At 67.4% G+C, this 21,179-nt stretch carries 16 protein-coding genes; 7 read left to right on the top strand and 9 right to left on the bottom strand.

Features of this window, described 5'->3' with window-relative positions; all coding sequences use genetic code 11:
• Positions 1–81 precede the first annotated feature (81 nt).
• Complete coding sequence (locus tag ACSVDO_RS08175) at positions 82–429, top strand: hypothetical protein (RefSeq protein WP_332538022.1); 348 nt, start codon at positions 82–84, stop codon at positions 427–429.
• On the opposite strand, the gene ACSVDO_RS08170 is transcribed toward ACSVDO_RS08175, so the two are convergent.
• The 5 genes from ACSVDO_RS08170 to ACSVDO_RS08150 are packed head-to-tail and all read right to left on the bottom strand — an operon-like array spanning position 426 to position 8,083.
• Positions 426–1,805 carry a sensor histidine kinase gene (locus tag ACSVDO_RS08170; RefSeq protein WP_332538039.1) on the bottom strand — a complete coding sequence of 460 codons (1,380 nt, stop codon included), beginning with the start codon at positions 1,803–1,805 and terminating at the stop codon, positions 426–428. The genes ACSVDO_RS08175 and ACSVDO_RS08170 overlap by 4 nt on opposite strands.
• Positions 1,806–1,810: 5 nt before the next feature.
• Positions 1,811–2,503 (bottom strand): response regulator transcription factor, encoded by a 693-nt coding sequence (locus tag ACSVDO_RS08165; protein WP_332538021.1) that lies wholly within the window; start codon positions 2,501–2,503, stop codon positions 1,811–1,813.
• A gap of 26 nt (positions 2,504–2,529) precedes the next feature.
• Entirely contained in the window at positions 2,530–3,849 is a 1,320-nt protein-coding gene (locus ACSVDO_RS08160; protein ID WP_489595802.1) for a TolC family protein, read from the bottom strand.
• Positions 3,836–6,940, bottom strand: coding sequence for an efflux RND transporter permease subunit (locus ACSVDO_RS08155; RefSeq protein ID WP_332538019.1), 3,105 nt, complete (start codon positions 6,938–6,940; stop codon positions 3,836–3,838). The genes ACSVDO_RS08160 and ACSVDO_RS08155 overlap by 14 nt, the downstream gene beginning before the upstream one ends.
• Before the next feature lie 15 nt (positions 6,941–6,955).
• Entirely contained in the window at positions 6,956–8,083 is a 1,128-nt protein-coding gene (locus tag ACSVDO_RS08150) for an efflux RND transporter periplasmic adaptor subunit (RefSeq protein WP_489595800.1), read from the bottom strand.
• Positions 8,084–8,334: 251 nt separating this feature from the next.
• On the opposite strand from ACSVDO_RS08150, the gene ACSVDO_RS08145 reads away from it, so the two are divergent.
• From ACSVDO_RS08145 to ACSVDO_RS08135, 3 genes are all read left to right on the top strand, one after another.
• Entirely contained in the window at positions 8,335–8,847 is a 513-nt protein-coding gene (locus tag ACSVDO_RS08145; RefSeq protein ID WP_332538017.1) for a sigma-70 family RNA polymerase sigma factor, read from the top strand.
• Positions 8,844–9,824, top strand: a complete 981-nt coding sequence (locus ACSVDO_RS08140) for a FecR domain-containing protein (RefSeq protein WP_332538016.1) — start codon at positions 8,844–8,846, stop codon at positions 9,822–9,824. Before ACSVDO_RS08145 ends, ACSVDO_RS08140 begins: the two co-directional genes overlap by 4 nt.
• A 64-nt stretch (positions 9,825–9,888) precedes the next feature.
• Complete coding sequence (locus ACSVDO_RS08135; RefSeq protein ID WP_489595797.1) at positions 9,889–12,342, top strand: TonB-dependent siderophore receptor; 2,454 nt, start codon at positions 9,889–9,891, stop codon at positions 12,340–12,342.
• A gap of 30 nt (positions 12,343–12,372) precedes the next feature.
• On the opposite strand, the gene ACSVDO_RS08130 is transcribed toward ACSVDO_RS08135, so the two are convergent.
• From ACSVDO_RS08130 to ACSVDO_RS08115, 4 genes are all read right to left on the bottom strand, one after another.
• On the bottom strand, positions 12,373–14,760 hold the full coding sequence (locus tag ACSVDO_RS08130) for a TonB-dependent siderophore receptor (RefSeq protein ID WP_489595795.1): 2,388 nt from the start codon (positions 14,758–14,760) through the stop codon (positions 12,373–12,375).
• 110 nt (positions 14,761–14,870) lie between these two features.
• The gene (locus tag ACSVDO_RS08125; protein ID WP_489595792.1) at positions 14,871–15,887 is read right to left on the bottom strand and encodes a FecR family protein; all 1,017 of its coding nucleotides are present in this window, start codon (positions 15,885–15,887) and stop codon (positions 14,871–14,873) included.
• Between the two features lie 108 nt (positions 15,888–15,995).
• Positions 15,996–16,562, bottom strand: a complete 567-nt coding sequence (locus tag ACSVDO_RS08120; RefSeq protein WP_489595790.1) for an RNA polymerase sigma factor — start codon at positions 16,560–16,562, stop codon at positions 15,996–15,998.
• A gap of 106 nt (positions 16,563–16,668) precedes the next feature.
• On the bottom strand, positions 16,669–16,962 hold the full coding sequence (locus ACSVDO_RS08115; protein ID WP_489595788.1) for a YciI family protein: 294 nt from the start codon (positions 16,960–16,962) through the stop codon (positions 16,669–16,671).
• A 152-nt stretch (positions 16,963–17,114) separates the two neighbouring features.
• On the opposite strand from ACSVDO_RS08115, the gene ACSVDO_RS08110 reads away from it, so the two are divergent.
• The 3 genes from ACSVDO_RS08110 to ACSVDO_RS08100 all read left to right on the top strand — a co-directional run bounded on the left by ACSVDO_RS08110 (position 17,115) and on the right by ACSVDO_RS08100 (position 21,170).
• Positions 17,115–17,627 (top strand): sigma-70 family RNA polymerase sigma factor, encoded by a 513-nt coding sequence (locus ACSVDO_RS08110; protein WP_489595786.1) that lies wholly within the window; start codon positions 17,115–17,117, stop codon positions 17,625–17,627.
• Positions 17,624–18,574, top strand: a complete 951-nt coding sequence (locus ACSVDO_RS08105) for a FecR family protein (protein ID WP_489595785.1) — start codon at positions 17,624–17,626, stop codon at positions 18,572–18,574. Before ACSVDO_RS08110 ends, ACSVDO_RS08105 begins: the two co-directional genes overlap by 4 nt.
• Positions 18,575–18,680: 106 nt before the next feature.
• Positions 18,681–21,170, top strand: a complete 2,490-nt coding sequence (locus tag ACSVDO_RS08100) for a TonB-dependent siderophore receptor (protein ID WP_489595783.1) — start codon at positions 18,681–18,683, stop codon at positions 21,168–21,170.
• The last annotated feature ends 9 nt before the right edge of the window (positions 21,171–21,179 follow it).

Genomic DNA, 21,179 nt, shown 5'->3' with positions numbered 1-21,179 from the left:
GGCCGGCTGCTGTGCCTGTTATGCAAACAGCAACGGACCTACGCTTACAGCACCGAAACAGCCCGACTTGCGAGTCCTCGTATGCAACACCCCGCCCCCGCTCCTGCCCTTGCGCCACTGGCCCGCGGCCAGACCCTGACCCGCGCGTTTGCCGCGGGCGATGAACTGTTCTGTGCCAGCGGCACGCTGCAGCTGAACACCTCGGCGCTGGCCGGCATCGAGGCCCTGCCCGGGCTGCAACTGCGGCTGCAGGCGGGCCAGAGCTGGCGTGCGCCCGCGGCGCTGCGCCTGCAGATCACGGCGCTAGAAAGCCAGGCCCGGTGGCGCTGCAGTCCCGCAGCCGACGTGGTGCCCGCCCCCGCGCCGGCCAGCGACTGGCGCGCGCGCGCCGCTGCCTGGCTGGGCAGCTGGCGTGCGCTGCGGGCCTAGGCCCGCTCCACGCCGGGTGCCGCGGGCAACTGCAGCTGCACTTCAAAGCCCGGTGTGAGGTTGGCGAAATGCAGGCTGCCGCTGTGCAGCTGCACGATGGCCTGCACGCTCGACAGTCCCAGACCATGGCCGGGCTGGCGCTCATGGGCGCGATAGAAGCGGTCGGTAATGTGCGGCAGCAGATCGGGCGGAACGCCCGGGCCGTTGTCCTGCAGCCGCAGATCTATCATGTCGCCCCGCTGCTCGGCCATGATGCGCAGATGGCCGCCGGCCTGCTGGCAGGCGTACTTGAGCGCGTTCTCGACCAGATTGGCCAGCGCATTGGCCAGCAGATCGGCGTCGCCCAGCGCGCAGGGATGGCCCTGGACCACGACTTCGAGATAGGAGCCGGTCTCTTCCGCGACCGGAGCATACAGGTCGGCGATATCGGCCAGCAGGCCCTGCATGTCGACCACGCCGAACTCCTGGCGGCGCATGCCCGACTCGAGTTCGGCGATCTGCAGCAGCTTGTCGAACACCGTGCCCAGCGCTTGCACTTCCTGCTCCAGGTGTTCGAGCAGGCGCTGCTGCTCGTTGCCGCCCAGATGGCGCGCGCTGCGCAGCTGCAGCAGCACGCGCGTGAGCGGCGTGCGCAGGTTGTGGGCGATGGTGTTGGAGACATGGCGCACGCCGTCCATCAGCAGCTCGATCTGGTCGAGCATCTTGTTGATGTCGCGCCCCAGCCGCGTGAATTCGTCTTCGTCGTCGGACAGCGGAATGCGCTGGCGCAGATCGCCGTTCGCGACCTGCAGCATGGTGTGGCGTATGCTGGCCGCGCGCGCATCGACCAGGCGCCCGAACCCCACGCTGCCCCAGATGGCCAGCACCACGACGATCACCGCCGCCGTGAGGCTGGCGTTCATGAAGCGATGCTCGATGTCGTGCAGCGCCTCCATGTCGCGGCCCACGATCAGCAGATTGCCGCTGGGCAGCTCGGTCACGGCCACGCGGCCGGTCATTGTCAGGCCGTTGCGCTCCAGCGGCAGCTCGCGCAGGCCGAAGGTGTTGATGCGGCGCTGGCGCAGCACGCGCGCGTTGCCGGTGAGGAATTCGCCATCGCGGTCCGTGAGAATGGCGATTTCCGTCTGGCTGTCGACGCCGTCGCTCAGCAGGCGCTCGATTTCCTTGCGCAGCGCGTCTTCGCCATAGTTCAGCGCATGCTGCTGCAGGCGCTGCAGATCCATGTTGGCTTCGCGGTCCATGCGGTGGCTGAACACGCTGACCATCTGCACATAGAAGATGGTCAGCACCACCACCATGGTCAGCAGCAGCAGGCCGCCGTAGCTCAAGGCCAGGCGAAAGGCAATCGAGCTCCAGGGACGCCTGGCCGCGTGCATGAAGCTCACAGCCCGGGAATCTGGGTGGAAAGGCAGTAGCCCACGCCGCGCACGGTGTGGATCAGCGGCTGCTCGAAGCCCTTGTCGACCTTGTTGCGCAGCCGGCTGATGTGCACGTCGATCACATTGGTCTGCGGATCGAAGCGGTAATCCCAGACCGATTCCAGCAGCATGGTGCGCGTCACGGTCTGGTCCACATGGCGCGCCAGAAACGCCAGCAGGCGGAACTCGCGCGGCTGCAGCATCAGCGTGCGCCCGCCGCGTTCGGCATGGCGGCTGAGCAGGTCCAGCCGCAGGTCGCCGACTTCGAGCACGGGCGCGGGCGCGGTCGATTGCACGCGGCGCAGCAGGGCTTCCAGCCGGGCCTGGAGTTCGGAGAACGCGAACGGCTTGGTCAGGTAGTCATCACAGCCGGCCTTGAGGCAGCGCACGCGCTCGTCGGTGGCCGACAGCGCGCTGAGCACCAGCACCGGCGTGGTGTTGCCCATGCCGCGCAGCGCCTGCAGTATCTTGATGCCGTCGAAGCCGTCGGGCAGCATGCGGTCGAGAACGATGGCATCCCAGTGGCCGGTCACGGCCTGGGTCAGCCCCTGCACCCCGTCGGGGCAGACGCAGACTTCGGCCTGAAGTTCGCGCATGCCTTCGGCAAGAAAGCGGGCATTCTGGCTATCGTCTTCGATGATGAGAAAGCGCGGCATGGAAAGTTCGAGCAACAAACCTCCGACTATAAACAGCCTGGGGCCACGCAGCCGCCGCCCACAACCCCATCCGCGAGTGGCAACTGGCCGCGCGCGGCGTTGAGCTGCCATTCGGCCTGCCAGACCTGCAGCGTCAGATCCAGATATTCCTGCTGGTGGGTCGAGACCGAATCCATCGCGTCCAGCCATTCCAGAATGGAGCTCTGGCCCAGGCGGTAGGAATCCTGCGCCATCTGGCGCAGCGGTGCGAGCTGGGTCAGGCCGCGCGACTCGAAGTTGGTGAGCGACTTGCGCAGCAGATCGCGCTGGCGCAAGGCCTGCTGCAGCTGCTGGCGTGCCTGCTGCTGCGCGGCGTCTTCCTCGAGCAGCGCCTGCGCGTGCTCGAGCCGGGCGCGCTCTATCGGGCCCTGCTTGCGATCGAACAGCGGCAGCTCGATGGAGATGCCGACCTGATTGTAGCCATACGACTCCTGCCGCCCGCGCACCCGCGTCACGCCCACCGTGGGCGTGGGCAGGGCTTCACGCGCCTGCTGGCGCGTGTACTGCTCGGCCTGCACCACCTTGGCATGCGCGGCCTGCAGCGGCGCGAGCCGCTGGCGCGCCTGCTGCCACATCGCGTCGAATGTCGGCTCCGGCGCCGCGAGCTTCGCCGGCAGCAGGCTGCCCACGGCCTCGGGCGTCCAGTTCGGCAGCGCCAGCAGTTCGGCCAGCGCGGCGCGCGCGGCCACTGTCTGGGCTTGCTGCTGCTCGAGCTGCACCTGCATCTGGGCGCGCTGCAGTTCGACGCGCGCGCCGTCATAGCGGCTGCGCGCGCCCAGCTGGATCTGGCCTTGCACGATCTTCACGGCCTGGTCCAGTTGCGCCATGGCCTGCTGCTTGGCGACCAGCTTTTCCTGGTCCAGCAGCAGCTGCGCAAAGCGCTGCGCCGCCTGGCCCATGATGTCCTGCACCTGCGCGGCGCGCTCGGCTTCGCCGGTCGCAGCCGCGAGCTTCGCGGCTTCGGTGCGCATGCCGATCTGGCCGAAGATGGGCAGCGACTGCTCCACGCCCCACTCCTTCTCTTCGGGCTTGCGACCATAGTGCGCCGTCGGATTGGCCCAGGTGCCCGCGGTCTGCACGTCGGCCTGCTCCATGCGCTGGCGCAAAGGCATGGCGCGCAGCGTGGGGTGCAGGCTGCGCACTAGCGCCAGGTACTCGACCAGGCCCAGCGACGCCGGCAGCTGGGAAGCGCCGGCCGCGCTGGGCGCGGCGGCAACGGATGCGGAGGTCTGCGCCGGCGACGCGGCCAGGCAGGCGCCGGCGCACACCAGGGCCGCGGCGGCGGCGATAGATTTAATGGCTTTCATCCAACTCATCCGGTTTCTTCAAGGTCTTGGGGCCGAGCCAGGCATAGAGCACGGGCAGCAGTACGAGCGCGACGACGGGCAGCACCAGCATGCCGCCGACGATCACCGAGGCAAAGGGACGCTGGGTTTCGCTGCCCACGCCGGTAGACATGGCCATGGGCAGCAGGCCCAGCAGCGCCAGCGTGGCGACCAGCAGCACCGAGCGCATGCGCTCGGCCGTGCCCTGCACCAGGGCCTGCTTGAGCGGCATGCCTTCGCGGCGCAGCGTTTCGACCGCGGACACCACCAGCAGACCGACCAGCGCGACCTGGCCCAGCAAGGCGATGAAGCCGATGGCGGCGCTGATCGACAGCTCTATGCCCGTGAGGTGCAGCGCGGCAATGCCGCCGACCATCGCGAACGGAGCGCACAGCAGGATCACCGCCGAGCTGCGCGCCTGGCCCAGCGCGCCGAACAGCAGGCCGAACACGATCAGCAGCGACAGCGGCACGACCACCTGCAGACGCTGCGAGGCGCGCTGCTGGTTTTCCCACTCGCCGCCCCAGACCGCCTGGTAGCCCGCAGGCACCTGGACGTTGGCCTTGAACGCGGCCAGCGTGTCCTTGACCACGGAGCCGATATCGCGGCCTTCGACGTTGAACTTCAGCGCCATGTAGCGGCTGTTGTTCTCGCGGAAGATCGACGCATTGCCGATCTTCACGCTGATCCTGCCGACCGAATGCAGCGGCACCGAGCCGCCCTGGGGCGTGGGAATCGCAATGTCGCGCATCGTGGCTTCGTCCATGCGGTTCACATACGGCAGGCGCACGCGCACCGGCACCGGGTGCTCGCCTTCCCACAGCGTGGTCGCGAGTTCACCGGCCAGCGCCATCTCCAGCGTCTTCTGCGCGGTTTCCATCGCAATGCCCTGGCGCGCCAGCGCGTTGCGGTCGAACTCGACGTGCAGCTGCGGTGCGGGCGCATCGCGGTACAGGTCCAGATCCACCACGCCTTCGATGGGTCGCACCTGGTCCATGGTCTGCGTCAGAATGGCGCGCAGCTGATCGATCTCGGGGCCGAAGACCTTGAGCACCACCTGGCCGCGCGCGCCCGAAGTCGATTCCTCGACGCTGTCGCGTATCGGCTGCGAGAAGTTGAACGCCACGCCGGGAATCACGCCCAGCTCGCCGCGCATCTGCTCTATCAGCTCCGGCTTGGTCAGGTCCTTGCGCCATTCCTTGAGCGGCTTGAGGCGGATCAGCGCCTTGGCCATGTTGAGCGTTTCGTTGTCGGTGCCCGACTCGGGACGGCCCTGCTCGGTGCTGACCGAAGTCACTTCGGGGAACTTGCGCAGGATGTGGCGCACTTCGGCCAGCACTTCCTGGCCCTTCTCGAGCGAGATCGAAGGCGGCATCTGCACCAGCACGTAGGCGTCGCCTTCATCGAGCTGCGGCAGGAACTCGGTGCCCAGCTTGGTCGCCGAGAGGCCGGCCACCACCAGGATCACCACCGCGCCCACCACCACGGCGCGCTGGCGCGCGATGCGGTCCAGCGTGCGCGCTATCCAGTGCTGGTAGCCGTGATCCATGCGCTCGAACACTTCAGGCTCGGGCTGCATCACATGCTTGGGCTTGAGCAGCAGCGCGCACAGCGCAGGCACCAGGCCCAGGGCAAACACCAGCGCGCCGAGCAGCGCGAAGCTGTAGGTCATGGCCAGCGGACGGAAGATCCGGCCTTCGATGCTCTGCAGCGAGAACACGGGAATCAGCGCCGCGATCACGATCGCCATCGCGAACAGCGTGGGCTTGGCGACGGCAATCGTCGATTCGATGATGATGGCGCGCATCTCGCGCTGGTTTTCGGGCTTGCGCAGCCGGGCGTTGCGGATGATGTTCTCCGCGAGCACCACCGCCCCGTCGACCATGATGCCGAAGTCGATCGCGCCCATGGAGATCAGGTTGGCCGGCATGCCCAGCCAGTGCAGACCGATGAAGGCCACCAGCAGCGACAGCGGAATCACCGTGGCGACGATCAGCGAGCCGCGCAGGCTGCGCAGCACCAGCCACAGCACGCCGACGATCAGGCTGGCGCCGAACAGCAGGTTGTGCTGCACCGTGGCCAGCGTATGGCCCACTAGGTCGGAGCGGTCGTAGGTGACTTCCATCTGCATGCCTTCGGGCAGCAGGCCGCCGTTGAGCAGCTTGACCTTCTCATGCAGGCCGTCGAGCACCAGCGAAGGGTTCTCGCCGCGCTTGAGCAGCACCACGCCCTGCACCACGTCGTTCTCGTCGTCCATGCCCACCGAGCCCTGGCGCGGCGTGTGCGACTGGATCACGCTGGCGACATCGCCGATGGTAATGGGCGCGCCGCCGCGCAGCTGCACCACCACTTCCTTGATCTCCTGCGGCGAGCGCAGCAGGCCTATGCCGCGGATGATGAACGACTGTTCACCCCGGCGCAGCAGGCCGCCGCCGACGTTGCGGTTGGACTTCTCTATGGCTTCGGTCACGTCGGCCAGCGACAGCCCCAGGCGGTAGAGCTTGTCCGGGTCCACCTCGATGTGGTACTCCTTGACGAAGCCGCCTATGCTCACCACATCGGCCACGCCCTGCACCTGCTTGAGCGTGCGCACGATGTTCCATTCCTGCTCGGTGCGCAGCTGGTCCAGCGTGTGGCGGTCGCTCTTGAGGCGGTAGTAATAGATCTTGCCCAGCGGCGTGTAGTCGGGCGCCATTTCGGGCGTCACGCCCGCGGGCAGGTCGGCCTGGGGCAGGCGCTGAGCGACTTCGGCGCGCGCGGTGAAGCTGTTCGCATGGTCGTCGAAGACCATGTTGACCATGGCCAGACCGAAGTAGCTTTCCGAACGCAGCGACACCAGCCCCGGCGTGCCGTTGAGCTGGCGCTCGAGCGGCTGCGTGATCTGGCGTTCGACTTCCTCGGGCGCGAGACCCGGGGCCTGGGCAATGACGCCCACCTGGACGTTGGTCACGTCGGGGTAGGCTTCAATCGCCGTATTCAGGTATGAATAGACGCCGTAGATGGCGATGAAAATGGTGGCGCACAGCACCACCAGCCGCCGATGGACGGCGAAATCAATCAATGCGCGCAACATGCTCTGGTCCGTTCCTCAGAGCATCTGGCTTGCGGCGCCATCGAGCAGCAGCGCGCCGCGCACCACGATGCGCTCGCCGCTCTGCAGGCCCGAGATCACCGGCACCCAGCCGCGTACCGGCTGGCCCAGCTTCACGACACGCGGCTCGAACGTCTGCGCGGTGGTCTGCACGAACACCACGCTGCGGTTCTCGCCCTGGATCAGCACCGCGCCTATGGGCACGCGCATTTCGGGCGAGCGCTCCATGGCGATGCCCACGCGCGCCTGCATGCCGGCGCGCAGGCCCAGGGGCAGTTCCTTGTCGGTGAGCGCCAGCTGCACCGGCGCGCGGCGCGATTCGGCGTTGACCACCGCACCCACCTGCTGCACGCGTGCCGCGACCGGTGCCGACTGCGTCGACAGCTCGACCTGGGCGGCCACGCCGGCCTTGATCTGCGGCAGATCGGCTTCGAACACTTCGGCCACGACGCCCAGCGATTGCGGGTTGCCGATGGCAAACAGCACGGCGCCGGCTTCGGCCTGCTGGCCCATGGTCGCCTGGTGCTGGGCGACGACGCCCGCGTGCGGCGCGCGCAGAACGATGCGATCGCCGCCGTCCGGGCCCAGCAGGGCCGCAGTGCCGCGCGCGCGCGCCAGTTCCTGGGCGGTCTCCTTGCTGCGGGCCTGGGCCACGCGCAGCTCGGTCTCCGTGCCCACACCGCGCGCGACCATGTCCTGATGGCGCTGCAATTCAGCGCGGCTGGTGTCGGCGGCCAGCTGGGCCGCGCTGACTTCATGGCGCATGCGCAGCGCATCGGCGCTCACCAGAGTGGCCAGCGGCGCGCCGGCCTTGACGGCCTGACCGGGCTGCACATGGATGGCGGTGATGCGCGCCGCGGCGGGCGAGGCCACGCTGTCGAGCTGGCCCGAAGGATATTCAAGGCGTGCGGGCGACCACAGCCACTGGTTCGATTGCGGCGCTTGCACGGGCGCAATCTCCAGCAGGCGCAAGGCCGCGGGTGCAAGCTTGACGGCCGCCACCTTGACGGCTGCGACCTGTTGACTGAACGCCGGTGCCGCGAACAGCGCACTGGCGAGCAACGCGGCAACGCTGGGGCGCAACAGCCAGGCGGTGGGCAGCGCGGGGAAGGAGGAGGGAACCATATCTCGGCTTTCTCAAAACAGTGCAGGCATGCGCACCAGGGTGATTTGAGGCGATGATAGGAAGCGGTCCACGCGCATGGGATGAACTCCACATGACGGTTTGGTAAGAATTGGCCTACAACCAGCAGGCAGCGGTCACCTCCCCGGCACGGCGCAATGAACGTTGGACGCAACCAACGTTCCTGTATCTAATTTGCCGCCGATTCCTGCGCGCCGATAGAATGAGAACCCTTCTCATTTGCAATCACACCATGTCCGACGCCGCAGCGGCCTTGCAGCAACATGTTCAAACCCTGTACAGCGACCACCACGGTTGGTTGCGGGCTTGGCTGCGCCGCCGCCTGGGCTGCGGCGAGCGCGCCGCCGATCTGGCGCAGGACACCTTCGTGCGCGTGCTGAGCAGCCGGCAAGCGGCGGACACCACCGCCTGGCGCGAGCCGCGCGCCTATCTCACGACCATCGCGCGCAATCTGGTCGCCGACCACTGGCGGCGCCAGGAGCTCGAGCGAGCCTACCTCGAAGCGCTGGCCGCCCAGCCCGAACCGCTCGCACCTTCGCCCGAAGCGCATTTGCTGATCGTCGAAACCCTGCTGCGCATAGACGCCTGCCTCGCCGCCCTGCCCGCGCTCACGCGCCGCATCTTCCTGAGCTCGCAGCTCGACGGCCTGGTCTATGCCGACATCGCCGAGCAGATGGACGTGTCGCTGCCCACCGTCAAACGCCATATGAGCCAGGCTTTTCTTGCCTGCCTGAGCGCGGCATGAGCAGCGCGCACACGGCAGGCGCCGACACCCCCATAGACCCGGCCATCCTGCGCGAGGCCGCCGACTGGCTGACCCAGCTGCACGGCGGCGAGGCCGGTCCCAAGGAATGGGAAGCGCTTGAATGCTGGCGCGCCTCCAGCCCCGCGCATGGCAGGGCCTGGACGCGCGCCGAAGCCCTGATGGGCGATCTGCGCGGACTGCCCGGCGGGCCGCTGCGCGCCACGCTGGAAAAGCCCGCGGCGCGGCGGCGCCATCTGCTGCGCCTGCTGTGGCTGCCGCTGCTGCCCACCGCAGGCTGGCTGGGCTGGCAACAGATGCGGATCGACGGGGAACGCTGGCGCAGCGCGACCGGCGAGCAGCTGCCGCTGACGCTGGCCGACGGCACGCGGCTGCTGCTCAATACGGCCACGGAAATTGCCGTGGATTTCACCGCCCAGGCGCGCACGATTCATCTGCTGGGCGGCGAGATTCTCGTGACCAGCGCGCCCGACCCCGCGCCCCTGCCGCGGCCGCTGCGCGTGCTGACACAGGACGGCAGCGTGCGCCCCATAGGCACGCGTTTTTCGGTGCGCCGCGCGAGCGGCGATGCTGACAGCCGCGTGGTGGTGTTCGAAGGCGCGGTAGAAGTCGACGCGCGCGGCCGCCAGGATCGCGTCAAAGCTGGCCAGCGGCTGGATTTCGGCGCCGGCGGCATGGGCCAGCCCCAGGTCCATGCGGGCCTGACCGATGAAGCCTGGACCCAGGGCATGGTGGTGGCGCGCCGCATGCGCCTGGCCGACCTGGTGGCCGAGCTCGACCGCTACCACCCGGGCTTTCTGCGCTGCCACCCCGATGTCGCCGAGCTGCGCATCTCGGGCACTTTTCCCGCGCTGGCGCGCGCGCGCAGTCTGCAGCTGCTGGCCGAGTCCTTGCCCGTGCAGGTGCGCGAGCGCAGCGCGTACTGGGTGACCGTGGAGCCGATTCGCGCCGACACCTGATGCCGGCGTGATACCTTTTTGCGTTTCGTTCGTCGTGTTCATCAGTACATGACGAAAGGACAAAATGTCTTCCAAGCCCTCGCTTCGTTTCCAGCCTTCCGCGCTGGCCATTGCCGTGCTGCTGGCCACCAGCGCCCTGCCCGGCGCGTTTGCCCAGACCAGCCCTGGCGCCGCACCGGTGCTGCGCGCCTATGCGATAGAACCCGGCCCGCTCGATGAAGCCTTGCTGCGCCTGTCCACGGCCGCGGGCATGGGACTGTCGTTCGAGCCTTCGCTGGTCGACGGCCTGCGCAGCCCCGGACTGCGCGGCAGCTACGGCAACGAGGAGGCGCTGCGCCGCGTGCTGCAGGGCAGCGGCCTGGAGGCGCAACAGCGCGGCGACGGCCTGTTTGTCCTGCGCAAGGCCGCGGCTTCGGCGGCCGCCGTTCCCGCAGGCAATGCGGTGACCATGGCCGCGGTGACGGTCTCGGCGCGCGCCGAGCGCAGCGCCACGACCGAAGGTTCGGACTCGCTGGCGGTGCGTGCCGTGACCATCAACAAGGGCACGCAGTCGCTCAAGGACATTCCCCAGTCGGTCAGCGTGGTCACGCGCAAGCAGCTCGACGAGCAGGCCATCACCGATCTGCGCGTGGCGATCAACAACGTCACCGGCATGGTGGGTGCGCAAGGCGTGGGCCAGGGCATGGTGTTGTTCGCGCGCGGCTTCGAGATCAATGACTGGCAGTACGACGGCGTGGCCATTCCGCGCAACAACTACGCGCTGGGCAACTGGGGCACCGAAGGCATGGTGTTCTATGACCGCCTCGAAGTGCTGCGCGGCGCCTCGGGACTGCTGCAGGGCACGGGCAGCCCGGGCGGCGCGGTCAACCTGGTGCGCAAGCGCGGCCAGTCGGAGAAGACCGTCTCGGTCACGGCGCGCGCCGGCTCCTGGGACCGCTATGGCCTGCAGCTCGACGCCGGCGGCCCGCTCAACGACGCAGGCACGCTGCGCGGCCGCCTGGTGGTCGACGAGGCCCGTGGCCATTCGTTCATCGATCACGTCAACGACCGCACGCGCTCGCTGTATGCGGCGCTTGACTACGACATCAGCCCCGACACGACGGTGGGCGTGGGCCTGAGCCATTCGGACAGCAAGTCGCGGCCCATGATCTACGGCGTGCCGCTGCGCGCCGACGGCAGCGATGTGGGCCTGCCGCGCTCCACCTACACCGGCGCCGCATGGAACCGCGGCGACATCGAGCAGACCATGCTCTACGCCGATCTGGACCACCGTTTCAACGCCGACTGGAAGCTCAAGGTCGCAGCCATCCATCTGAGCGAAAAGAACACGTCCAAGCACCAGCGCATGCACGGCGACGTGGCCGCCGACGGCAGCGGCATGACCTATGCCAACTGGATCACCGACTTCGACTCCAGCAAGGTCGGGCTGGACGCCTATGTGACCGGCCGCTTCGAAGCCCTGGGCCTGCGCCATGAAACCACCGTGGGCGCCAACTACTCGAAGTACACCTCGGACGACCTGTTTGCGCGCACGTTCACTCCGGGCGGCAACCTGTTTGCCATCGACCACAACCGCCCCGAGCCTACCCTGGCCAGCATGGTCGCTGCGGGCGTCAAGCCTTCGCGCGCGGGCTACGACGTGCAGCAAAAAGGCATCTACGCCAGCCTGCGCACCCGGCTCACCGAGCCGCTGACGGCCATCGTCGGCGCACGCGCGAGCTGGTACGACTCGATCTACAACGACAAGCAGGCGGGCACCAGCACGCTCACCACGGCCTCGCGCGAGATCACGCCCTATGCGGGTCTGGTGTATGCGCTCACACCGCAATGGTCGGCCTACGGCAGCTACACCGGCGTGTTCGTGCCGCAGTCGGAGCGCACCGCGGCCGGCGCCGTGCTCGAGCCCATCATCGGCAAGAACTATGAACTGGGTGTCAAGGGCGAGCTGATGGACGGCCGCGTCAACACTTCGCTGGCCGTGTTCCGCTACGACCACAACAAGCGCGCCGTCAACGACCTCGACGCCGGCTTTGCCTGCGACGGCTGGTACTGCTCGCGCAACTCGGGCAAGGTGCGCAGCCAGGGCTTCGAAGCCGAAGTCAGCGGCGAAGTGCTGCGCAATCTGCAGCTGATGGCCGGCTACACGTTCAACACCACCCGCTTCCTCAGCGACCCCGAGGAGCAGGGCAAGGTGTTCAGCACCATCACCCCCAAGCACATGCTGCGCGCCTGGGCGTCGTACCGCCTGCCCGGCGAATGGAATCAGCTGACGGTGGCCGGCGGCTTCAACGTGCAAAGCCATACGCTGGGCTATGACCGCTCGTTCAAGCTCGCGGGCTTCACCGTGGGCAATCTGCGCCTGTCGTACCAGGCCACGCGCGAACTCAACCTGGCCGTGAACGTCAACAATGTGTTCGACAAGCGCTACATTCTGCCGGGCTACGTCGGCTACACCGGCGCCACCTATGGCGATCCGCGCAATGTGATGCTCACGCTGAAGTACACGCCCAAGCTGTGAAACGGGGGCCGGCATGCCGGCCCCTGGCCGTCAGAAGCGGCCGTTGAGCGTCAGCGTGAAGTTGCGCGGCTTGCCGTAGATGTTGGCGTAGCTCAGGTTGCCGACCCGCTCCAGATACTTGCGATCGAAAAGGTTGCCGACCAGCAGCGCCACATCCCATTCGGGGTTGATGCGGTAGGCGGCCTTGGCCGACACCGTCGCATAGCCGCCCTGGAAGGGCGCATTCGTGGCGAAACCATAGCGGCTCGTTCCGTAGATGCCGCCGCCAAAGGTCCAGGCCTGCAGCGCGCCGCCCCATGACGCGCCGGGGCGGTACTGGGTCCAGAGCTTGAGCAGGTGTTCGGGCGTCTTGATGTTGGCCACCGCCCCTTCGGCCGCGGCATCGGCGGCGCGCAGCACTGCGGTCTTGCTTTGCGTATAGCTTGCCGACATATCCCAGCCGCGCGCCGGGCTGCCCGAGACTTCAGCCTCCCAGCCCTGGCTTTGCCACAGTCCGGCCGCCGTCACGCAGGCGCCCGTGCCCGAGGCCCCGCACTGGGTGTGCCGGACATCGGTGATGGCGCGGTTCTCGTCGCGGATACGGAACAGTGCCAACGACGCGTTGAGCCGCCCATCGAAGAAAGCGCCCTTCGCTCCCAGCTCGGCCTGCCAGCCCATGCGCGGCTTCAGCACCTGGCCTGCGTGGTCGGTATCGCTCTGCGGCGAGAATATCTCGGCATAGCTGCCGTACAGCGTGACCTGCTGGCTCACATCCCAGAGCAAGCCGCCGAATGGCGTGAACTTGTTGTCGGCCTTGGCATTGCTCACGCGCCAGTCGCTGGGCACGGTGATGCCGCGGTTGCGGGTGGCGTAATCGGACCAGCGGCCGCCCAGCACCACGGTCCAGTCGTCGGCCGGCTTGAGGTGCGCATTGGCATACAGGCCAGAACGCGTGGTGCGGTACTGCGTCAGGTTTCCATCGGCCGGAATCACGGCGCTGAAATCGTGGTTGTTCAGCATGTCCCAGCCGGTGCCGGCCCCCCAGCGCGCGCCCATGGTGTAGTTCTGCGCCTGGCGGTCATAGCCAACGGTCAATTTGTGCGTGCGCCCGCCCAGCTGCACCGGGCCCGACACACTGACGTCCAGCGATCGATCGACCGAATCGTAGCGGTCGTTGCCGGACTGGTAGCCACCCAGGCCGTTGGCGGCAAGGGGCGTGGTGCCGTAGGCAATGACGTAGGCCCGGTCCAGATGCACCTGGTTGTAGCCCGCCTTGAGGCGCCAGTCGTTGTCGAAACGGTGTTCCAGCGACAGGCCTACATCGATCTGTTCGGTGTGCATGTCCTGGTCGTAGCCGACGAAGGCCGAGCGCGCCGGCAGGCTGCCATCGCTGTTGTACGGCAGACCCCAGAACGGCGTGTTGTTGCGCCGGCTGTATGAAGCCGACAGGCCCAGCGTGGTGGCCGGCGTCAAGTCATATTCCAGCACGCCATAGGCCAGCTTGGCCTCGTCGGTGGCCACATCGTAGAACTTGTCTTCGTTCTGATAGGCCAGCACGGCGCGGCCGCGCAGCGTGCCTTGGGCATTGAGCGGGCGCGAAACGTCCAGTTCGGTGTAGTAGCTGTTCCACGAACCGGCCTGCAGGCGCACCGACGTGGCAGGTTCATGGCCGGGCCGCTTCTTGACGAAGTTGATCACGCCACCGGGCTCGCCGTTGCCGCGCAGCAGCCCGCCCACGCCGCGCAGCACTTCGATGCGGTCGTACATGGCGAGCGCGGGCAGCGAGTTCGCATAGCGGCCTTCGTTGGCCGTGCCCTGCATGCCGTCGATCTGCGCGCTCATGAGGTAACCGCGGCTCCAGAACACGGGTTCGCCGGCAAGACCGGTGATGCTCACCCCGGCCATCTGCTCCAGCGCGGCGTCGACGGAGGTGATGTTCTGGTCGTCCATCTGCTGGCGCGTGAGCACGCTGATCGACTGCGGAATCTCGCGCTGCGACTGCACGCCCTTGAACAGCGTCGCGCCGCGCGCGGCGTACGAGCCCGTGCCGTCACTGGTCGCGCTGCGTTCCGCGGCCGCCGTGACCTTGACTTCGGCCAGGCTCGCGGCATTGCCAGCGGCGGGAATGGGCTTGATGACGATGACCTTGCCGGCGCGCGTGGCCATCAGGCCGCTGCCCGCGAGCAGTTGATCGAGCGCCTGGTCCGCGGTCAGCGTGCCCGAGACGCCCGGCGCGGACTTGCCCGCGACCAGCGTCTGCTGGGCGATCAATTGAATGCGCGTATGCCGCGCCCAGTCATTGAGCGCCTCGGCCAGCGGCTGGGACTTGATGGCGAAGGCCATGGGGGCTGACGCGTCCTGGGCGTGAGCGGCGGCGCCGCCGAACGCCAGGGCGATGGCCAGGGCAAGGGGTGCGGGGCGAAGGTACTGGCGGGTCATGAACGTCCTCTGAATAGTCAATGCGAATGCTTAGCTATTGAGGAAGACGCACGAACTTGCAAAAATACGGTAACGCCCGCAGAGCTTTTTTCAGCGCGCCCCACACGGCATCAACGCGCGGAAACCACTTGCGTCGTTGCACCCACTTGCTTGAACTGCACGGGCAGCGCACTGGGCAGCGCGAGACGGAAGGTCTGGACATCGCGCGGGTCGAACGTCCCGCTCAGGCGCAGCGCGGCCACGGCGGGGTCGGGCACCGCAAGGCCCGTGCTGCCATAGCGCTCCAGTTCGGCCAGCGCCTGCGCCAGCGGTGTATCGACGAAACTGATGCGGCTGTCGCGCCACAGTGCAATGCCTTCGCCGGGCACGGCAGCCACCGGCGTCAACCGGCCTTGTGCATTCGCTGCGACCTGTTCGCCCGCCCGCAGATAGACTGCGCCGGGAAGGTCGCTCAGGGCCTCGCCCGGCGCGCCTTCACGGCGCACCACGCGCACCTTGCCTTCTTCCACCGACAACCGTACGCCGTCGTTGCCTGGCAACCCGGGCGTATGCCGCACCGCGAAGCGCGTGCCGACCACGGTCACGCCCACCGGGCCCGCGAGCACATGGAACGGCCGGGCCGCATCGGCCTGCACGCTGAACACGGCCTGCCCGTCGAGCAACTGCACTTCGCGGCGCGCGCGGTAATAGGTGACTTCAAGCCGGGTGGCCGTATCGAGGCGCAGGCGACTGCCATCGGGCAAAGAGATTTCGGTCTGCTGGCCGCGCGGCGTGCTGAACGCCTGGGCGAACACGGGCTGCGCCTGGTGGTGATTCCACGCGAGCAGACCCGAGCCGCAGGCGATGGCCAGCCCTGCGGCGATGCCCAACGCGGGCCGCAGAAAACGCCGGCGCGGCGTCGGCGCGGCCGCCGCCTTGTCGCGTTGCAGATTGCGGCGCAGCTGCGCCAGCGCATCGGCGGGCAGGTCGGCTATCGCCTGCGAATGCGCGGCCCACTGCGCATAGGCCTGGGCGTGGCGCGCGTCCGCGGCCAGCCAGGCCTGAAACGCCGTTTCGTCGCCCGCGCCCCAGCCATCGCCATGGCGACGGACATACCAGTCGAGCACGTCGCGGCGCAAGCCGGACATGTCTGCTGGTGAAGGAGGCGCAGGCATCATGGAAAAAAACTCACTGTGTTCCTGTGTAGACGCACGGACCGGCCGCAACCCGGTATCGGACATCGTTCATTGTGCGGCTCATGGGGAAACGCGCTTCTTGCCGGCGCTGCGCGGCGCAGCACCCTCGAGTTCGTCCTGGCAGCGCCAGCAGGCTTCCATGGCGATGCGCAACTGCATTTCCACCGTGCGCGTGGAAATTCCCATCCGCGCGGCGATCTCGGCATATGACAGGCCGTCGAACTTGTAGAGAATAAAGGCCTCGCGGCAGCGCGGGGGCAGCTTGTCGATGGCGGCCACTACGGCCGCCAGGCCTTCACGCGAAGCCAGGATGGTGTCGGGCTCCAGCGAGCGCGGGCCGGCCAGCCCATCAAAAGCGCCGTCTTTGTCATCCCCCAAGGCGGCTTCGCTGATTTCGGCGCGAATCTCCGCGCGGCGATGCTGGTCGATGACGAGATTGCGCGCCGTGCGATACAGCAGCGCGCGCGGGTCCTGCACCATCTGCCCAGACTGCTGCGCGGCCAGAACGCGGGCGTAGCTCTCCTGCACCAGGTCCGCCGCGGTATCACGGTCGCGCACGGAGCGGGCAAGAAAATTCAGCAGTTCCCGGTAATAGCGCTCAAACACGAATCGAACAAAGCCCGCCAACGAATGGACCCGTGTCGCCGCGGCGTATCCATGGCGTGTCACGGGATTCGGCGGATTATAGGATCGAAATGAGAATTGATCTCATGTGATCAAGCCGTCGCGGGAATCACGCCGCGGGATTGAACAGGCGCACTTCGCTGATCTCTATCTTCTCCCACACGCGCTGCAGGATGTAGGGTTCAGTCTCGAGCCAGGCGTCGAAGGCCGCGCGGTCGGCAAAGGAAAAATGCGCGTTCGAGCCCACCATCTTGCCGCTGGCGTCGAGCACGCCGCCGCCGCTGATGAAGCCACCCTGGGCAGCCAGCATGCGGACGCGTTCAAGGTGGGCTTCACGGCAGGCCAGGCGCCGCTCCAGTGCGCCGTCATCTTTGAAGTCTTGTGCAACAAGGGCAAATTGCATGGGGTTCTTTCATGGAGAGGAAATACGGAGAACCGATCGTAGCCGCATCCGTATCCATGAAAACGCCAACGGCTTGGAACCGGCGACGCACAAGTTTTGTTAACATGAGAACAGTTCTCATTAACAATCGTCTGCGACAGACGGCTTTTTCCATGTCGGCAGGCGACACATCCCAAGACCTTCAGACCCTTTACGGCAACAACCATGGCTGGCTGCAGGGCTGGCTGCGCCGCCGGCTGGGCAATGCTTTCGACGCCGCCGATCTGGCCCAGGACACATTTGTGCGGATTCTCGTGTCGGGGCGCATGCCCGACGCCGCGCAATCGCGCGCGCATCTGACGCAGATCGCCAAGGGCCTGGTGATCGATCTGCACCGCCGCCGCGTGCTCGAGGCCGCGTATCTCGAAGCACTGGCCCATCTGCCGGAAACGCTGGCGCCCTCGCCCGAGGAGCGGGCCCTCGCACTCGAGGCCCTGCTGCTGCTCGATGCGGTGCTGGGCGGTCTGCCGGCCAAGGTGCGCGAGACATTCATGCTGTCGCAGCTCGATGGACTGACCTACTCGGCCATCGCTGCCCAGTTGGATATCTCGGTGGGCGCGGTGCGCAAATACATGCTGCGCGCCGCGCTTGCCTGCCATGCGGCGCTGAGCCCGAAGGCCGCATGAGCAGCGCCGCGGCCCTGCATCAGGCGCTGGAATGGCAGGTCACATTCTGGTCGGGCGAAGTCACGCAGCAGGAGCGCGACGGCTTTGCGCAATGGCTTGACGCAGCGCCCGCGCATGCCCAGGCCTGGGCGCAGGTGCAGCGCACCGACGCACAGCTGCAGTCTCTCGCCCGCCCGGCCGCAGCGCAGGCCTTGCGCGCCCGCGCCACGCCGCAGCGCCGCCGCGCGCTGCTGGGCATCGCGGGCCTGCTCGCCGGCGGCGGCCTGGCCGCGTATGCCGGGCGCGAAACCTCGCCATGGCAGCGCATGCTCGCCGACCACAGCAGCGCACGCGGCGAGCGCCGCGAGATCGTTCTGCCCGACGGCACGCGCATCGTGCTGGGCAGCGCCAGCGCCATCGATGTGCGTTACGGCGCCAGCGAACGCCAGGTGCGCCTGCTGGAGGGAGAAATTTTCATCACCACGTCGGCGGATCCGATGGCACGGCCGTTCATCGTGCAGACCGCGCAAGGCACGGTGCGCGCGCTGGGCACGCGCTTTGGCGTGCGCCAGACCGACGACTGGATTGAGGTGGGCGTGGAGCAAGGCGCGGTGGAGATCAGCCCGGCGACCAGCGGCATGGCCGCAAGGCAGCGCGTCGATGCGGGCCAGCAGGCGCGATTCAGCCAGGCCGGCGTGCAAGCCATCGGGCCGCTGGCGGCAAATGCCACGGCCTGGAGCCGGGGCGTGCTGGTCGCCGAGCGCATGCGGCTGGAAGACTTTCTCGCGGAGCTGGGCCGCTACCGCAGCGGCGTGCTGCGTAGCGATCCGGCCGTGCGCGATCTCATCGTCTCGGGCGTCTATCCGCTCGACGACACCGACCACGCGCTGCGCATTCTGGCCCAGGCCCTGCCGCTGCAGATAACGACCACCACCCGCTGGTGGGTCACGGTCAGGCCCGCAGGCTGACGCTTTTTTTGCATTGGCCGTAGCACTTTTTCCATCTCGTTCGGGAAACAGGTAAGGACCGCGTTCTGCGCGCGTCCACCGCTTCAACAATGAGAGGGAAAGTCGGATGACCATGGGAAATGACAAGCGCTCGGCTGCAGGCCATTCACTGCGCATGAAACCGCTGCACCACGCGGCGCTGCTCGCCTGCCTCAGCATCGCCTTCGCACCCGCCTGGGCACAGGATGGCGCCGCGCCCACGCGCGCCGAAGCCAGCGTGCGCTATGACATTCCGGCCGGCACGCTGGACCAGGTGCTCAACCGGCTCGCGACCAGCGCCGGCATCTGGCTGTCGTTCGACGGCGCGCTCACGGCCGGCAAGACCAGCCCGGGGCTGGCGGGCAGCTACAGCGTGCCGCAGGCCTTGAAGGAGGTTCTTGCGGACCATGGGCTGGAGACCGCGCCGGGCGCAGGCGGAGGCTATGTGGTGCGCAGGAACGCGGCGGCGGCAAAGACGGGCAAGGCCAGCGCACGCGAGGCGGCGATGGGCGCCGTGACCGTCACGGCCCGGGCCGAGCGCAGTCCCACCACCGAGGGTTCGGACTCGCTGGCCGCGCGCGCCGTGAGCATCAACAAGGGCAATCAGGCGCTCAAGGACATTCCCCAGTCGATCAGCGTGATGACGCGCAAGCAGCTCGACGAGCAGGGAATCACCGACCTGCGCGTCGCGGCCAACAACATCACGGGCGCGGTCGGCGTCAAGGGCGTGGGCCAGGGCATGGTGCTGTCGGCGCGCGGTTTCCAGATCGACGCCTGGCAATACGACGGCGTGCCCATTCCGCGCAACAACTATGCGCTGGGCAACTGGGGCACGGAAGGCATGGTGTTCTACGACCGCCTCGAAGTGCTGCGCGGTGCCTCGGGCCTGCTGCAGGGCACGGGCAGCCCGGGCGGTGCGGTCAATCTGGTGCGCAAGCGCGGCCAGGCCGAGAAGACCGTCACGCTGACCACGCGCGTCGGCTCCTGGGACCGCTACGGCGTACAGCTCGATGCGGGCGGGCCCCTCAATGCCGAAGGCTCCTTGCGTGGCCGCGTGGTCGTCGATGAAGCGCGCGGCCACTCCTTTGTCGACTACGTCAACGATCGCACACGTTCGCTGTATGCGGCGCTCGACTACGACATCAGCCCGGACACGACGCTGGGCGTGGGCATCAGCAATTCGGACAGCAACGGCCGCCCCATGATCCGCGGCTTGCCGCGGTTTGCGGACGGCAGCGACCTGGGGCTGGACCGCTCGACGTTTGTAGGCGCGTGGTGGAACCGCGCGAGCATAGACCAGACCATGCTGTTTGCCGATCTGGACCACCGCTTCAACGCCGATTGGAAGCTCAAGATCTCGGCCCTGCGCCTGAGCGAGAAGAACACCTCCACCCACCAGCGCATGCACGGCAATGTCGCTGCCGACGGCAGCGGGCTGACCTATGCCAACTGGGTCACGGACTTCGATTCCACCAAGCTGGGCCTGGACGCCTATGTCAACGGCAGCTTCGAACTGCTGGGCCTGCGCAACGAAGTGACGCTGGGCGCGAACTACTCGAAGTACACCTCCAACGACATGTATGCCCGCACGTTCACGCCCGGCGGCAACATCTTTGCCATAGACCACAACCGCCCCTGGCAGGACGAGGCCACCATCATGGCCGCCGGCGGACAACGCACGCGCGCAACGTACGACGTGCAGCAAAAAGGCATCTACTCGAGCTGGCGCGCCAAGCTCAGCGAGCCCCTGACGGCCATTCTTGGCGCGCGCAGCAGCTGGTATGACTACATCTACAACGAGTCGCTGTACAACACGCAGACGGTGAACACCGCCTCGGGCGAGATCACGCCCTATGCCGGCCTGGTCTATGCGCTGACGCCCCAATGGTCGGCCTATGGCAGCTACACCAGCGTGTTCGAGCCCCAGTCGGCGCGCAACGTGGGTGGCCAGGTGCTGGACCCTGTCATCGGCTCGAACTACGAGCTGGGCGTCAAGGGCGAGCTGTTCGACGGGCGGCTCAACAGTTCGCTGGCCCTGTTCCGCTACGACCACAAGAACCGCGCCGTCAACGATGTCGCCTCGGGCATGGCCTGCAGCGGCTGGTACTGCTCCACACCCTCGGGCAAGGTGCGCAGCCAGGGCCTGGAAGCCGAGGTCAGCGGCGAAGTGCTGCGCAATCTGCAGGTGATGGCCGGCTATACCTACAACACCACCAAGTTCCTCAGCGACCCGACCAACCAGGGCAAGGTGTTCAGCACCTGGACGCCGCGCAACCTGGTGCGCGTCTGGGCGTCCTATCGCCTGCCCAACGACTGGAACGCGCTGACCGTGGGCGCGGGCTTCAACGCCCAAAGCCATACGCTGGGCTATGACCGTTCGTTCAAGGTGCCGGGCTTCAGCGTCTGGAACATGCGCCTGGCCTACCAGGTCACTCCCGAAGTCAGCCTGGCGCTCAACGTCAACAATGTGTTTGACAAGCGCTACTGGATTCCGGGCTTTGCCGAGCAGAACGGCAACAACGACTTTGGCGATCCGCGCAATGTGATGTTCACCTTGAAGTACACGCCAAAGTTCTAGGCGCTGGCG

It is taken from the genome of Comamonas sp. DB36 (genome assembly GCF_057914905.1).
This window is presented reverse-complemented; position numbering and strand designations above follow the sequence as displayed.